Consider the following 13,310-nt stretch of genomic DNA (forward strand, 5'->3'; position numbering starts at 1 on the left):
CTCGGGGTCCTCATTCCTCGGGCGGCACGCCCGGCGGCGGCGCGATCTTCCTCGGGTACAGCCGCCAACTGATGGCGTTCGAGGTTGCCACGCCGGCCAGCACCAGGGCGGCGCCCGCGGCCACCAGCACGGGCGGCAGCAGGAGGGTCACCGGGGCCAGGGCCGCGAGCACCAGCAGGCCGATCGGCCGCGACCAGGAGACCCGGCTGAACGCCGCGTAGTCGAGCATCGACCGGCCGAGCAGGAACAGCGCCGGCCCGCCGAGGATGACGAAGCCCCAGGACGTCACGGTCTCGCCGGAGGGCTGCGAAATGATCAGCTTGTCCCCCACCGCGCTGACCGCGACGCCGATGACCATGACCAGGTGCGCGTACGACGCGACGTCGCCGACGTAGGCCGGCACCCGGGACGACGCGATGGCGGTGGGGAGGATCTCGCCCGCCCGGTAGTAGTAGATCTGCCAGAACAGCACGGTGATCACGAACGCCACCGCCAGGGCGAACGTCCGCTCACGCTCGAAGCCGTACGGGCTGAACTGGATGCCCGAGGTCAGAATGCTCTCCCCGAAGGCGATGATGAGCACCTGCCGGTAGCGCTCCGTCAGGTGCCCCTCCGCGATCGGCTGCCCCCGCAGCCCGGCCCGGCCCAGCCAGGGCGTCGGGAAGTCGAGCAGCCCGCCGGCGTAGTCGATGAGGACCGCCACGGTCCACCAGGCCAGTCGCGCCTCTCCGCCGGCGAAGATCCCGGCGAGCCACGGCACGGCCGACAGGAACGCCCAGAAGACGATCCGGATGCTGACCCGGCGCGGGTACGAGTTCCCGCCGAACAGCACGAGCCAGAGATGCCGGAGCACTCCGACGGCGACGTAGACCCCCGCGAAGACGCCCCCACCCTCCTCGAAGGCGCGCGGCACCGCGGCGGCCGCCAGCAGGGCGCCGAACATGGTCACGATGACCATGACCTGGACCATCGGGCGGGTGGGATCGTACCGGTTGGCCGTCCACGCCATGCGGTACCAGAGCCACCAGAGGGCCAGGGTCAGCACCAGCGCCGAATAGAAGCCGTGCCAGTTCAGCTGCTCGACCAGCCGGTCGGAGAGGCGGGTGAGGGCGAAGACGAGCACCACGTCGAAGAGCAGCTCGACGAAGCCCGCCCGGCTGGGGGGCTCGCGGCTCCCCGGCAACTCGGCCGCTTTACCCCGCGCATCCACGTGAGATTGCCCTACTTTTGCCCGTTTGGTCCAGTATCCCACCCGCGTTCGGAACGCGAGGTGGAGCCGGGAGATTCGACGGGCGCGGGCCGCTCGGGCGGCCTGGCACGACACCTGCGCCGGGCGCCGCGGATCCGGGGAGACCGTTGACAGGGGCCCCCTGCCCTACGCCGAGGGCGTCGACAAGGGGCCCCTGCTCACATCTCAGGCGCCGCGCAGGGTGGCGCCGAAGCGCTCCGCCGCGCGGGCCACCGCCGCGTCACGGGCAGCCACCGCCTCCTCGACCGTCAGCGTCCGGTCGGGGGCGCGGAAGGTGAGCTTGTACGCCAGCGACTTGCGCCCGGCGCCGAGCTGCTCCGAGGCGTACACGTCGAACAGGCGCACGGCCTCCAGCAGCTCCCCGGCGCCGGCGACCAGGGCCCGCTGGACCTCCGCCGCCGGCACCGACTCGTCCACCACCAGGGCCACGTCGATCAGCGCCGGCGGGAACGTGGAGACCGTCGGGGCCGGGACGACCGGCGCGGCCGGCAACGCGTCCAGGTCCAGCTCCATGGCGCAGGTGCGCCGGGGCAGCTCCAGCGACGCCACCACGGCGGGGTGCAGCTCGCCGGCGTGACCGACCACGGCCCCGTCGACCAGCAGCTCGGCGCAGCGGCCGGGGTGCCAGGGGGCGTACTCGGCGGCCCGTACCTCGACCTGGTCGGCCGGGATACCGGCGGCGGCGAGCACCGTCCGGCCGGCCTCGATCGCGTCCGCCCAGCCCGCCGGCCGGCCGGCGCCCCACCAGCCGGCGGGCTCGACGTCCCCGGCCAGCACCGCGGCGACGTGCCGCGGCTGGTGCGGCACGACCGCGTCGGCGACGGCGAACTCGGCGTCCGTCGGCCGCCGGTCCACGCCCATGGCCGGCGGGACGCCGGCACCGGGCCGCGGGTGGAACACCGTGCCGATCTCGTACAGGGACACGTCGCGCAGGCCCCGGCCGAGGTTGCGCTTGAGGATGCCGAGCAGCGGGCCGAGCAGCATGGTGCGCAGCAACGGCTCCTCCTCCGACAGCGGGTTGGCGACTCGCACCGCGGCGCGGCGCGGGTCGCCGGCCGGCAGGCCGAGCAGGTCGGGCAGCTCGCGGGACACGAACGGGTGGGCCAGCACCTCGACGTACCCGCGCTCGGCGAGCGACCGGGCCACGGCCCGGCGGCGCCGCTGCTGCCAGGTCAGCCCCCGGCCGGGCGGCGCGGTCGGCAGCACCGACGGCACCCGGTCGTACCCGTCGAGGCGGACCACCTCCTCGACCAGGTCGGCCGGGTCGGTGAGGTCCGGGCGCCAGCTCGGCGGCACGACGGTGAGCACCTCGGCGCCGCCGCCGGCCGGGACCCCGGCCGAGCCCGGGTCCTCGCCCATCCGGTCGGCGCCCCGGGTGACCGTGCAGCCGACCTGCTCCAGCAGGGACACCACCCGCTCCGGCGAGTACGGCACGCCCACCCGCCGGGTCGGCAGGTCCGCCGGGATGGTGACCGGGGTACGCGGCCGGACGTGGTCGATGTCGAGGACCTCGTCGCCGACCGTGCCGCCGGCGTGCTCCGTGAGCAGCCGCACGGCCCGCTCGATGGCGACCAGCGACATGGCCGGGTCGACACCGCGCTCCCAGCGCTTGGCCGCCTCGCTGAACAGCCTGTGCCGGCGGGCGGTGCGCCCGACCATCACCGGGTCCCAGTGGGCCGCCTCGAACAGCACGTTGGTGGTCGAGGCGACGACCTCGCTGGTCTCGCCGCCCATCACGGCCGCGAGGGAGATGGGGCCGGTGTCGTCGCAGATGATCATGTCCTCGGTGGTGAGGGTGCGCACCGTCCCGTCCAGGGTGGTCACCTTCTCCCCCGGCTCGGCCCGGCGCACCACCAGCGGCCCGCTGATCCGGTCGGCGTCGAAGGCGTGCATCGGCTGGCCCAGTTCGAGCATCACGTAGTTGGTGATGTCGACCGGCAGCGAGATGCTGCGGATGCCGGCCGCGGTGAGCCGCTGCTGCATCCAGCCGGGAGTGGCGGCCGTCGGGTCGATCCCGCGCACCATCCGGGCGGTGAACCGGTCGCAGCCGACCGTGTCACGCACCTCGACCGGGTACGCCGGCTCCGCCGTCCCGCCGGGGACGGGCACCAGGCCCGGGTCGCGGAACGGCACGCCGAGGGCGTGGGCCAGCTCGCGGGCGATGCCCCGGACGCTGAGCGCGTACCCCCGGTCGGGGGTGATCTCCAGCTCGACGACCACGTCGTCGAGGCCGACCACCGGCCGGGCGTCGTCGCCGGGCAGCGCCTTCGTGTCCTCGGGCAACACGATGATGCCCGAGTGGTCGTCGCCCAGCCCCAGCTCCTTCGCGGAGCAGATCATGCCGTTGGAGTTGCGTCCGTACGTCTTGCGCGCGCCGATGGCGAAGCCGCCCGGCAGCACCCCGCCGGGGAGGATCACCACGACCCGGTCGCCGGGGGCGAAGTTGCGCGCCCCGCAGACGATCTCCTGGGGCTCGCCGGTGCCGTTGGCGGCGCCCACGTCGACCCGGCAGAACCGGATCGGCTTCTTGAAACCGGTCAGCTCCTCGATCTCCAGGACCTCGCCGACGACCAGGGCGCCGCTGACCGTCGTCCGCAGGTCCACCACGGACTCGACCTCGATGCCGAGGTCGACCAGCGCCTGCTCCAGGTCCTCGGCGGGCAGGTCGGCGGGAAGGTCGACGTACTCCCGCTGCCAACTGACAGAAACTCGCATGACTATTGACCACCGTCTCCGTAGCTTGTGGCGGGCGCCTAGGACCCGGTCCCGAACGCGCAGGTGAACCGCAGATCCCCCTCGGCCATGTCCCGCATGTCGCTCACCCCGTGCCGGACCATCACCGTCCGGTCGATGCCCATGCCGAACGCGAAACCGGAGTAGACCTCCGGGTCGATCCCGCAGGCGCGCAGCACCCGGGGGTTGACCATGCCGCAGCCGCCCCACTCGACCCACTGCGGCCCGTCGCGGTGCTCCGGGAACCACACGTCGAACTCCGCCGACGGCTCGGTGAACGGGAAGTAGTGCGGCCGCCAGCGGGTCTTCGCCTTCTCGCCGAACATGGCGCGGGCGAAGTGGTCCAGGGTGCCGCGCAGGTGGGCCATGGTGATGCCCTTGTCCACCACCAGGCCCTCGACCTGGTGGAAGACCGGCGCGTGGGTGGCGTCCAGCTCGTCGGTGCGGTAGACCCGGCCGGGCACGACCACGTAGATCGGCGGCTTGCGGGTCAGCATGGTGCGCGCCTGCACCGGGGAGGTGTGGGTGCGCAGCACCAGGCCGGAGCTCTCGGCGCCGGAGGGCGCGGCGATGTGGAAGGTGTCCATCAGGCCGCGGGCCGGGTGGTCGGCGGGGATGTTGAGGGCGTCGAAGTTGGTCCACTCCAGCTCGGCCTCGGGCCCCTCGGCCACCTCGTAGCCCATCCCGACGAACAGGTCGCTGATCTGCTCCATCAGCACGCTCAGCGGGTGCCGGGCGCCGCGCGGACGGCGGTCGTACGGCAGGGTGACGTCCACCCGCTCCTCGACCAGCACCCGGGCGGCCTGCTCGCGCTCGAGCACCTCGGCACGGGCGGCGTAGCCGGCCTCGATCGCCCGGCGGGCCTCGTTGACCCGCTTGCCGGCGTCGGCCTTCGCGGCCGGCGGCAGCGCGCCGATCTCCCGGCGGGCCAGCGAGACCGGCGACCGGTCGCCGAGGTGCGCGGGGCGCAGCGCGGCCAGCGCGTCCGGGTCCGCGGCGGCGGCGAACGCCTTCTCGGCGGCGGCGACGGCCTCGGCCAGGGCGTCCGGGTCGAGCAGGGCAACCTGCTTCGGGTCGTACGGATCGTTGCGGTAGGTCATGGCGTACGGGTACTCCCTCACGGCGGCGCCAGCCCGTCACGGGCGGCGAAGCGAGTCTACGGACGCGCGGCTGTGCCGCAGCCCGCCGGTGGGAGATCGCGCAGGAGGAAGGGTCAGGCCTGCCGCCCGCCGACACCGGCGGGCTGGCTAAACGAACGCTGTGGCGCGTTCACCATGTGGACGACACTCCCCTGCTGTGATGACCGCGCACGCCCGGAACCGCAGACCTCGACTCGCCGTGTGGGGGCGTCAGCGCAGTGCTCTCGCTGAAGCGTACAGGCAGACGGCCGCCGCCGCAGCCAGGTTGAGGCTCTCGGCGCGCCCGTGCAGCGGCACCCGGACCCGGGCGTCGGCGGCGGCGGTCAGCTCCGCCGGCAGACCGTGCGCCTCCGAGCCGAACAGCCACGCCGTCGGGGTGGCGAGGGCCCCCGCGTCGGCGAGGTCGTCGAGGTCGCTGTCGCCGTACCCGGTGGTGGCCAGGACGGTGAGCCCCGCGGCCCGCAGGGCGGCGACCACCGCGACCGGGTCGGCGGCCCGGACCACGTCGAGGTGGAAGAGGCTGCCGGCGGAGGCCCGCACGCACTTGCCGTTGTACGGGTCGACGGCGTCGCCCGCGAAGACCACCGCCTGGGCCCCGGCGGCGTCGGCGGTGCGCAGGACGGTGCCGGCGTTGCCCGGATCACGGATCTCGGCGAGCACCGCCACCAGCCGGGGGTCACGGGTGAGGGCCCGCTCCAGCGGTACGTCCAGGTGCCGGCACACGGCGACGAGGCCCTGTGGGGCAACCGTCTCGGCGAGTGCGGCGAGGGCGTCGTCGGTGACCGGGGAGACCGGCACGTCGGCGCGGGCGGCGCCGGCGGCCAGTTCGGCGTACCGGTCGAGGGCGGCGGGGGTGCCGAACAGCTCGACGACGGTGTCCGGGCGGGCCAGGGCCTCGCGCACGGCCTGCGGCCCCTCGGCGAGGAACCGGCCGGTGGAGTCGCGGTCGCGGCGGCGGTGCAACCGGCGGGCGGCGGCCACCCTGGGGGTACGCGGGGTGAAGAGCATGGTGTCCGGTCCCGGGAGACGGCCGAGGCGTCCCCCGCGCGTCGCTGCAGACACGGGGGACGCCTCGACTCAGGTACGGCGGATCAGGCGGCCTGGGCCGCGGCGCCACCGGTGCCCTCGGCCGCCACGGCGGCGCGGGCCACCTCGACGATCCCGGCGAACGCCGTGGCATCGTTGACAGCCAGGTCGGCCAGGATCTTGCGGTCGACCTCGACGCCGGCCAGCTTCAGGCCCTGGATCAGCCGGTTGTAGGTCATCCCGTTCGCGCGGGCGGCCGCGTTGATCCGGGTGATCCACAGCTGCCGGAAGTCGCCCTTGCGGTCGCGCCGGTCCCGGTAGGCGTACTGCATCGAGTGCAGCACCTGCTCCTTGGCCTTGCGGTAGAGGCGGGAGCGCTGACCGCGGTAGCCGCTCGCGGTCTCCAGCAGAGTACGGCGCTTCTTCTGGGCGTTCACAGCCCGCTTGACGCGTGCCATCTCAACTCCTTCTTCGGTTCAGGTGGCGCGCGTCAGCGGCCGAGCAGCTTCTTGACTCGCTTGACGTCAGCCTTGGCCAGCTCGACCGTGCCGGTCAGCCGGCGGGTCCGGGTGGAGGACTTCTTCTCCAGCAGGTGCCGCTTGCCGGCCTGCTCGGCAACGACCTTGCCCTTGCCGGTCAGGCGAACCCGCTTGCCCATCCCCGTGTGGCTCTTCATCTTCGGCATTGGTACGTCTTCTCCCCTGTTACTCGCCGGTGGTCCCGGCGGGTCCGGCCGCCTCGGCCGGCGACGCCTCGGCGGCGCCAGTCTCCCGCTCGCGCGGCGCGCCACCGCGGGCCGCCGTGGCGGCCGCCTTCGTGGCGCGGTGCGGCGCGAGCACCATGATCATGTTTCGACCGTCCTGCTTCGGAGCGGCCTCGACGTACCCCAGCTCCGAGATCTCGGACTCGAGCCGGCGCAGGAGCCGGTATCCCAGCTCCGGGCGGCTCTGCTCCCGACCGCGGAACATGATCGTCACCTTGACCTTGTCGCCGGCCTTGAGGAACCGCACCACGTGACCCTTCTTGGTCTCGTAGTCGTGCGGGTCGATCTTCGGCCGGAGCTTCATCTCCTTGATGACGGTCTGCTGCTGGTTACGCCGCGCTTCGCGCGCCTTCAGTGCGCTCTCGTACTTGAACTTGCCGAAGTCCATGAGCTTGCACACCGGCGGGCGCGCCATCGGCGCAACCTCGACCAGGTCCAGGTCGACGTCCGCGGCCAGCTGAAGGGCGCGCTCCAGCGGGACGATGCCCACCTGCTCACCCTCAGGGCCGACCAGTCGGACCTCACGTGCCCGGATCTGCTCGTTCACGCGTGGTTCGACGCTGATGGGGCCTCCTCGAGTCGAGTTCTGTCACGGTGGCCGACTCCGCGGCTCCCGTGCTCTGTCACGGTGCCGACCCTTCGGCTCCCGTGATGGGAGCCGACCTGGAAAGCAGAAGGCCCTGGCGCATGCCAGGGCCCGCTCGACCGGTCGGCACGATCACATGATCGCGCATCCGGAGCCGGGGCGTACCCGGAACCGGTGACCGGACCCGGCCGCCGACTGGGGCGACTCGGGTGGGAGCGGGTGCTCCGCTTCAGGACCACCCACACGTACACGACGCGGGCAGTCTGGTCGACTCAGCAACACTACACCCTCGGCTGCCCGGGCCCCAACCCGGGTAGGCGGCGGGTCAGCGGCCCGCGGTGCCCTCGACGAGCGCCGCGAGGTGCGCCTGGTGCAGCCGGCGCAGCGCGCGTACGCCCTCGACCGCCAGCTCCTTGTCGGCGGCCTGGAGGGCGACCATCGGCAGCAGGTCGTCGTCGTGCAGCTCCAGGCTGGCCCAGGGCGCGCCCCGGTCGAAGCGCACCCCCCGGACGACCTCCCAGGGCAGCTCGTACGAGCCGATCACGTTGCGCACCCGCACCCCCCGGGCGTCCGCCTCGACGCGGGGCCGGGTGAACAGCAGGAAGCCCAGCGCGCCGAAGACGCCCAGGCCGACCATGGCGAGCTGGTCGCCGCGCTGGAACGTGCCGTAGCCGTCACCGGTGGGACCGGTCAGCGAGGTGGCCACCAGGCCGAACACGACGACCAGGGCGGCGGCCGACGCCCAGCAGACCAGCCGGATCCGGCGCGGCCGCAGGGTGACCAGTTCGGTGTCGCTCACCCCACCAGTCTGCCATCCGTCCCGGGCGACCTGCCGGCCGGCACACGAGTCCGTCCGGGGCGAGAGCGCCGCCATGTCGCCGACATGGCGGCAAGCACCCACGCCGGACCGCCCCGGGTCAGCGACATGGCGTCGACCCGCGCCGGACCACCCCGAGTCGCCGACATCGCGGCAACCGCCCGCGCCGGACCACCCCATGTCGCCGACATCGCGGCAACCACCCGCGCCGACATCGTGTCGACCGGGCGTCGACCGGGCGGCCACGGGCCGGCGCGGTCGACGAGGGCGCGCCGGGCGGGGGCGGTGCGGCCGGCGGGGGCGGTGCGCCGGGCGGGGGCGGTGCGGCCGGCCGGCGGGTGCCGCGGCCCGCGACCAGCACGGCGACCAGGGTGAGGGCGGCGCCGGCCAGCACGGGCAGCCGCAGGCCGGCCCCGCCCGGCAGCGCGACGTCCAGCAGCAGCGCGCCGCCGAGCTGGCCGGCGACCAGGGCCAGCCCGGTGCGCAGCACCCCCACCGCGCGTACGCCGACCATCAGGGCTAGGACGATCGCGACCCCGAGCGCGCCGCCCGCGTAGAGGTACCAGTCGCCCGGCCAGCTTGGCGCGGGCCCGGTGAACGATCCGGCGAGCGCGGCCACCGCCACGATCGCCGGGGTGCCGACGGCGAAGTTCACGGCGATGCCGGCGGTGCTACCGCCGGCCTGGGCGACCCGGCCGTTGAGCGCGGACTGCAGCGCGACGGCCAGCCCGCCGGCGACGGCGAGCAGGAGCGCCCCGACGGCGAGCCCGCCGACCGGCCGGCCGAGCTGGGCCAGGGCCACGGCCGCGACGCCGAGCAGCGCGCCGAGCACCCGGGGCAGGGTCAGCCGCAGCCGGCCGACCGGGGCGAGCCCGGCCCGGTCCACCCCGAGCCCGCCGAGGCTGCCGCCGGCCACCTGGGCGATGGTGAAGACCGCCACCCCGAGCACCGGGACGACGTACGTGGCCACCGTCACGATCCCCGCCCCGCCCAGCCCGCCGAGGTACGCCCACCAGGGCAGCCGGGCCCGCCGCAGCGCGGCGAACCCGGCCCGGGTGGACGGCAGCGCCAGCAGGCCGAGCACCAGCAGGCAGCCGCCGAGGTTGTTGACCAGCGCCCCGAGGACCGGCTCGCCGACCCGCTACCCCAGCTCCGCGTTGACCGCGCCCTGCACGGCACCCGCCCCGCCGCCGAGGACGACCATCGTCAGCGCGGCCGCCGGGGGCAGCGGCCTCACAGCCGGCACGCGTGGATGTTGGTGACCAGGATGGCCCGGGCGCCCAGCTCGTAGAGCTCGTCCATGATCCGGTGCACGTCGTCGCGCTGCACCATCGCCTGCACCGCCACCCAGCCCTCGCGGTGCAGCGGGGACACGGTGGGCGACTCGATGCCGGGGGTCAGCGAGCTGGCCCGGTCGAGCAGCCCGGCGGGAACGTCGTAGGCGAGCATGACGTAGCGCCGGGCGACCAGCACCCCGTGCAGCCGGCGCAGCAACTGCGCGGCCTGGGGGTGCCCGGGGGCCTCGGCCCGGCGGACCAGCACCGCCGAGGAGACCAGCAGCGGATCGCCGATGATCTCCAGGCCGGCCTGGCGCAGGGTGGCCCCGGTGGAGACCACGTCGGCCACCACGTCGGCGACACCGAGGCGGACGGCGTTCTCCACCGCGCCGTCGAGCCGGATCACGTCGGCGGTCAGCTCGTGCTCGTCCAGGTAGCGGCGGACCACCCCCGGGTACGCGGTGGCGATCCGGTGGCCGCCCAGTTCCTTTGGCGAGGTGAGGGTGCCCGGGCGGGCGGCGAAGCGGAAGGTGGCCCCGCCGAAGGCGAGGTCGACCACCTCCTCGGCCGGGGCGCCGGAGTCGACCAGCAGGTCCCGGCCGGTGATGCCGAGGTCCAGGTCCCCGGAGCCGACGTAGGTGGCGATGTCCCGGGGACGCAGGTAGAAGAATTCGATGTCGTTGGCCTCGTCGGCGCAGACGAGGTCCTTGGGGTCGCGGCGCTGCCGGTACCCGGCCTCGCGCAGCATCTCGGTGGCCGGCCCGGCCAGGGTGCCCTTGTTGGGAATGGCGACACGCAGCATGGTGGAGTGCTCCTTCGATCGGGTCTGATCAGCGGGTGGGGCACTCACAGATGTCGGTAGACGTCCCTGAGCTCCAGGCCGGTGGCCAGCATCAGCACCTGCGTCTGGTAGAGCAGCTGGGAGATCTCCTCGGCCGCCCGCTCCGGGCCCTCGTGCTCGGCCGCCATCCACGACTCGGCCGCCTCCTCGACGACCTTCTTGCCGATGAAGTGCACACCCTTCTCCAGCGCGGCGACCGTGCCGGAGCCCGGGGTGCCGGCCGCGGCCTTGTCCCGCAGCTCGGCGAACAACTCCTCGAACGTCTTCACGGAAGGCGATTCTTCCAGCTCGTCGCCCCCGGGCTGGGCAGCGGGTCCGGTGGGTCCGACCATCGGGACGCGCGGCGGTGGGTGTGCCGCAATTCCTATCAGCGTGGTGGGACGGCCCCCTGCCGCGACCGCCGTGGTCCTACGCTGTCCGCCATGGTCAGCACCTCCCGTACCCTCGCGCTCGGCGCGGCCGGCGCCGTCCTCGTCGCGGTCGCCGCCTGCGCGCCGCAGGACGACAACTCCCCCGCCACGACCGCCACCACCGCCGCGGCGTCCTGCACGAAGGACAGCCTGCGCACCCGGACCCCCGGCAAGCTCACCATCGCCACCGACGAGCCGGCGTACGAGCCGTGGTTCACGGACAACAAGCCGGACAACGGGGAGGGCTTCGAGGCCGCCGTGGCGTACGCGGTGGCCGAGCAGCTCGGGTACGTCCGCGGCGACGTCACCTGGACCCGGGTGAAGTTCGACGCCGCCATCGCCCCCGGCCCGAAGGACTTCGACTTCGACATCAACCAGTTCTCCGTCACCGAGGAGCGTAAGCGGGCGGTCGACTTCTCCGCGCCGTACTACCAGGTGCGGCAGACGGTCATCGCGCTGAAGTCGTCCAAGATCGCCGGGAAGACGTCGCTGGCGGACCTGCGCGGCGCGAAGCTCGGCGCGCAGGTGGGCACCACCAGCTACCAGGCGATCACCGAGGTGATCAAGCCGACGGTGCAGCCGCAGGTCTACAACAGCAACGACGACGCCAAGAAGGCCCTCCAGAACGGGCAGCTCGACGGTCTCGTGGTCGACCTGCCGACCGCCTTCTACATCACCGGCGCGGAGCTGACCGACGCGACGATCGTCGGTCAGGTGCCGCAGGTCGGCACGCCGGAGGAGTTCGGGCTGCTGCTGGACAAGGGCTCGCCGCTGACCGCGTGCGTGAGCGACGCCGTCGGCAAGCTCACCGCCGCGGGCACGCTCAAGCAACTGGAGCAGAAGTGGCTCGCCCAGGCGGCGGGGGCGACCGAACTCACGTGACCCTCGCCCCGCACATCCCCTCCGAGGCACAGCAGCGGCGGGCCGCGTACCGCCGCCGGCAGACGGTCTCCAGCGTGCTGGTCGCCGCCGCGTCCACGGCGGCGCTCGGCACGCTGCTGGTCGTCGCGGTGACCGGCGCGCCCGGCTGGGATCGGGTCCGCGAGTCGTTCCTGGACCCGGCGATCGCCCGGGACGCGCTGCCGGCGGTGCTGTCCGGGCTCTGGCTCAACCTCCGGCTGCTGGTCGCCTGCGCGGCCGGGGCGCTGCTGCTCGGGCTGCTGGTCGCGGTCCTGCGTACGCTGCGCGGGCCGGTGTTCTTCCCGGTCCGGGCCCTCGCGGCCGGGTACACGTACACCTTCCGCGGCCTGCCGTTGATCATCGTGCTGTACGTGCTGACGCTCGGGGTCCCGGGGCTGCGGCTGCAGGGCATGCCGTCGGTGCTGGTGCTCGGCGGGCTCGCCCTGGTGCTCACCTACGGCGGCTACCTGGCCGAGGTGTTCCGGGCCGGCATCGAGTCGGTGCACCCCAGCCAGCTCGCGGCGGCCCGCTCGCTCGGGCTGACGTACCGGCAGACGATGCGGCACGTGGTGCTGCCGCAGGCCGTCCGGCGGGTGGCCCCGCCCCTGCTCAACGACGTGGTCGCGCTGCAGAAGGACGTCGGGCTGGTCTCCCTGGCCGGCCCGATCGACGCCGTACGCGCCGCGCAGATCGCCACCGCCGAGACGTTCAACTACACGCCCTACATCCTGGCCGGGGCGCTGTTCGTGCTGCTCGCGATCCCGCTGATCGCCGTCACCGACTGGGTGACGCTGCGCTCGGCCCGGCGTCAGGGAGGTACGCGATGACGCTGCTGCGGTGCCGCGGGCTGCGTAAGGAGTTCGGCGGCCACGTGGTGCTCGACGGCCTGGACCTGACCGTCGCCGAGCACCAGGTGGTGGCGCTGATCGGGGCGTCCGGATCGGGCAAGTCGACGTTGCTGCGCTGCGTCAACCTGCTGGAGGAGTTGGACGACGGCACCATCGAGCTGGACGGGGAGGACATCTCCGACCCGCGCGTCGACCCGGACCGGGTACGCCGGCGGATCGGGATGGTCTTCCAGTCGTACAACCTCTTCCCGCACCTGAGCGTGCTGGAGAACATCACGCTCGCCCCGCGCCGGGTGGACCGGCGGGCCCGGGCGGAGGCCGAGGCGCAGGCCCGGGAGCTGCTCGACCGGGTGGGGCTGGGCGGGAAGGCGGACGCGTACCCGGACCGGCTCTCCGGCGGGCAGCAGCAGCGGGTGGCGATCGTCCGGGCGCTGGCCAACTCCCCCCGCCTGATCCTGCTCGACGAGGTCACCTCCGCGCTCGACCCGGAGCTGGTGGGCGAGGTGCTGGCGATGATCCGCGACCTGAAGGCCGACGGGATGACGATGGTGCTGGCCACCCACGAGATGGGCTTCGCCCGGGAGGTCGCCGACCAGGTGTGCTTCCTCGACGGCGGGCGGGTGGTCGAGTCCGGGCCGCCGGAGCAGGTGCTCGGCGAGCCGACCCAGCCCCGGACCCGGCAGTTCCTGCGCCGGATCATCGAGGCCGGCCGACTCTGACG

The 13,310-nt window shown here is 73.8% G+C and carries 14 protein-coding genes and 1 pseudogene; 3 read left to right on the forward strand and 12 right to left on the reverse strand.

Going from position 1 to position 13,310, the window contains the following annotated elements; translation table 11 throughout:
- Positions 1–10 precede the first annotated feature (10 nt).
- The 12 genes and pseudogenes from ACGFIZ_RS19515 to ACGFIZ_RS19570 all read right to left on the reverse strand — a co-directional run bounded on the left by ACGFIZ_RS19515 (position 11) and on the right by ACGFIZ_RS19570 (position 10,763).
- A complete protein-coding gene (locus ACGFIZ_RS19515) occupies positions 11–1,183 on the reverse strand; it encodes a low temperature requirement protein A (RefSeq protein WP_393421077.1) in 1,173 nt (390 codons plus the stop codon).
- 231 nt (positions 1,184–1,414) lie between these two features.
- The gene (gene pheT, locus ACGFIZ_RS19520) at positions 1,415–3,964 is read right to left on the reverse strand and encodes a phenylalanine--tRNA ligase subunit beta (RefSeq protein ID WP_393421079.1); all 2,550 of its coding nucleotides are present in this window, start codon (positions 3,962–3,964) and stop codon (positions 1,415–1,417) included.
- 38 nt (positions 3,965–4,002) lie between these two features.
- Entirely contained in the window at positions 4,003–5,082 is a 1,080-nt protein-coding gene (gene pheS, locus ACGFIZ_RS19525; RefSeq protein WP_347670153.1) for a phenylalanine--tRNA ligase subunit alpha, read from the reverse strand.
- 249 nt (positions 5,083–5,331) lie between these two features.
- Entirely contained in the window at positions 5,332–6,129 is a 798-nt protein-coding gene (locus ACGFIZ_RS19530) for a TrmH family RNA methyltransferase (protein WP_393421081.1), read from the reverse strand.
- A gap of 83 nt (positions 6,130–6,212) precedes the next feature.
- A complete protein-coding gene (gene rplT / locus ACGFIZ_RS19535; RefSeq protein WP_347670118.1) occupies positions 6,213–6,605 on the reverse strand; it encodes a 50S ribosomal protein L20 in 393 nt (130 codons plus the stop codon).
- Positions 6,606–6,637: 32 nt separating this feature from the next.
- A complete protein-coding gene (rpmI, locus tag ACGFIZ_RS19540; protein WP_393421083.1) occupies positions 6,638–6,832 on the reverse strand; it encodes a 50S ribosomal protein L35 in 195 nt (64 codons plus the stop codon).
- Between the two features lie 19 nt (positions 6,833–6,851).
- The gene (infC, locus tag ACGFIZ_RS19545; protein ID WP_347670120.1) at positions 6,852–7,457 is read right to left on the reverse strand and encodes a translation initiation factor IF-3; all 606 of its coding nucleotides are present in this window, start codon (positions 7,455–7,457) and stop codon (positions 6,852–6,854) included.
- A gap of 364 nt (positions 7,458–7,821) precedes the next feature.
- Positions 7,822–8,295, reverse strand: coding sequence for a PH domain-containing protein (locus ACGFIZ_RS19550; RefSeq protein ID WP_393421085.1), 474 nt, complete (start codon positions 8,293–8,295; stop codon positions 7,822–7,824).
- Between the two features lie 118 nt (positions 8,296–8,413).
- On the reverse strand, positions 8,414–9,145 hold the full coding sequence (locus tag ACGFIZ_RS19555) for a DMT family transporter (protein WP_393421229.1): 732 nt from the start codon (positions 9,143–9,145) through the stop codon (positions 8,414–8,416).
- Positions 9,119–9,439: pseudogene (locus tag ACGFIZ_RS19560) on the reverse strand (DMT family transporter); the annotation flags it as partial. The gene ACGFIZ_RS19555 and the pseudogene ACGFIZ_RS19560, both read right to left, overlap by 27 nt.
- Before the next feature lie 107 nt (positions 9,440–9,546).
- Positions 9,547–10,392: an ATP phosphoribosyltransferase gene (gene hisG, locus ACGFIZ_RS19565; RefSeq protein WP_393421087.1), complete on the reverse strand. Its 846-nt coding sequence runs from the start codon at positions 10,390–10,392 to the stop codon at positions 9,547–9,549.
- Positions 10,393–10,436: 44 nt separating this feature from the next.
- Positions 10,437–10,763, reverse strand: a complete 327-nt coding sequence (locus ACGFIZ_RS19570) for a phosphoribosyl-ATP diphosphatase (protein WP_393421089.1) — start codon at positions 10,761–10,763, stop codon at positions 10,437–10,439.
- A 90-nt stretch (positions 10,764–10,853) separates the two neighbouring features.
- Between ACGFIZ_RS19570 and ACGFIZ_RS19575 the strand changes: the two genes are divergently transcribed.
- Genes ACGFIZ_RS19575 through ACGFIZ_RS19585 form a run of 3 tightly spaced genes read left to right on the forward strand, consistent with a single transcriptional unit; the run spans position 10,854 to position 13,308 of the window.
- The gene (locus tag ACGFIZ_RS19575) at positions 10,854–11,723 is read left to right on the forward strand and encodes a transporter substrate-binding domain-containing protein (RefSeq protein ID WP_393421091.1); all 870 of its coding nucleotides are present in this window, start codon (positions 10,854–10,856) and stop codon (positions 11,721–11,723) included.
- Positions 11,720–12,568, forward strand: a complete 849-nt coding sequence (locus ACGFIZ_RS19580) for an amino acid ABC transporter permease (RefSeq protein ID WP_393421093.1) — start codon at positions 11,720–11,722, stop codon at positions 12,566–12,568. The genes ACGFIZ_RS19575 and ACGFIZ_RS19580 overlap by 4 nt, the downstream gene beginning before the upstream one ends.
- Entirely contained in the window at positions 12,565–13,308 is a 744-nt protein-coding gene (locus tag ACGFIZ_RS19585) for an amino acid ABC transporter ATP-binding protein (RefSeq protein WP_393421095.1), read from the forward strand. Before ACGFIZ_RS19580 ends, ACGFIZ_RS19585 begins: the two co-directional genes overlap by 4 nt.
- Positions 13,309–13,310: the final 2 nt, after the last annotated feature.

This window comes from Micromonospora sp. NPDC048830 (assembly GCF_043198215.1).
Classification (GTDB): Bacteria; Actinomycetota; Actinomycetes; order Mycobacteriales; family Micromonosporaceae; genus Micromonospora.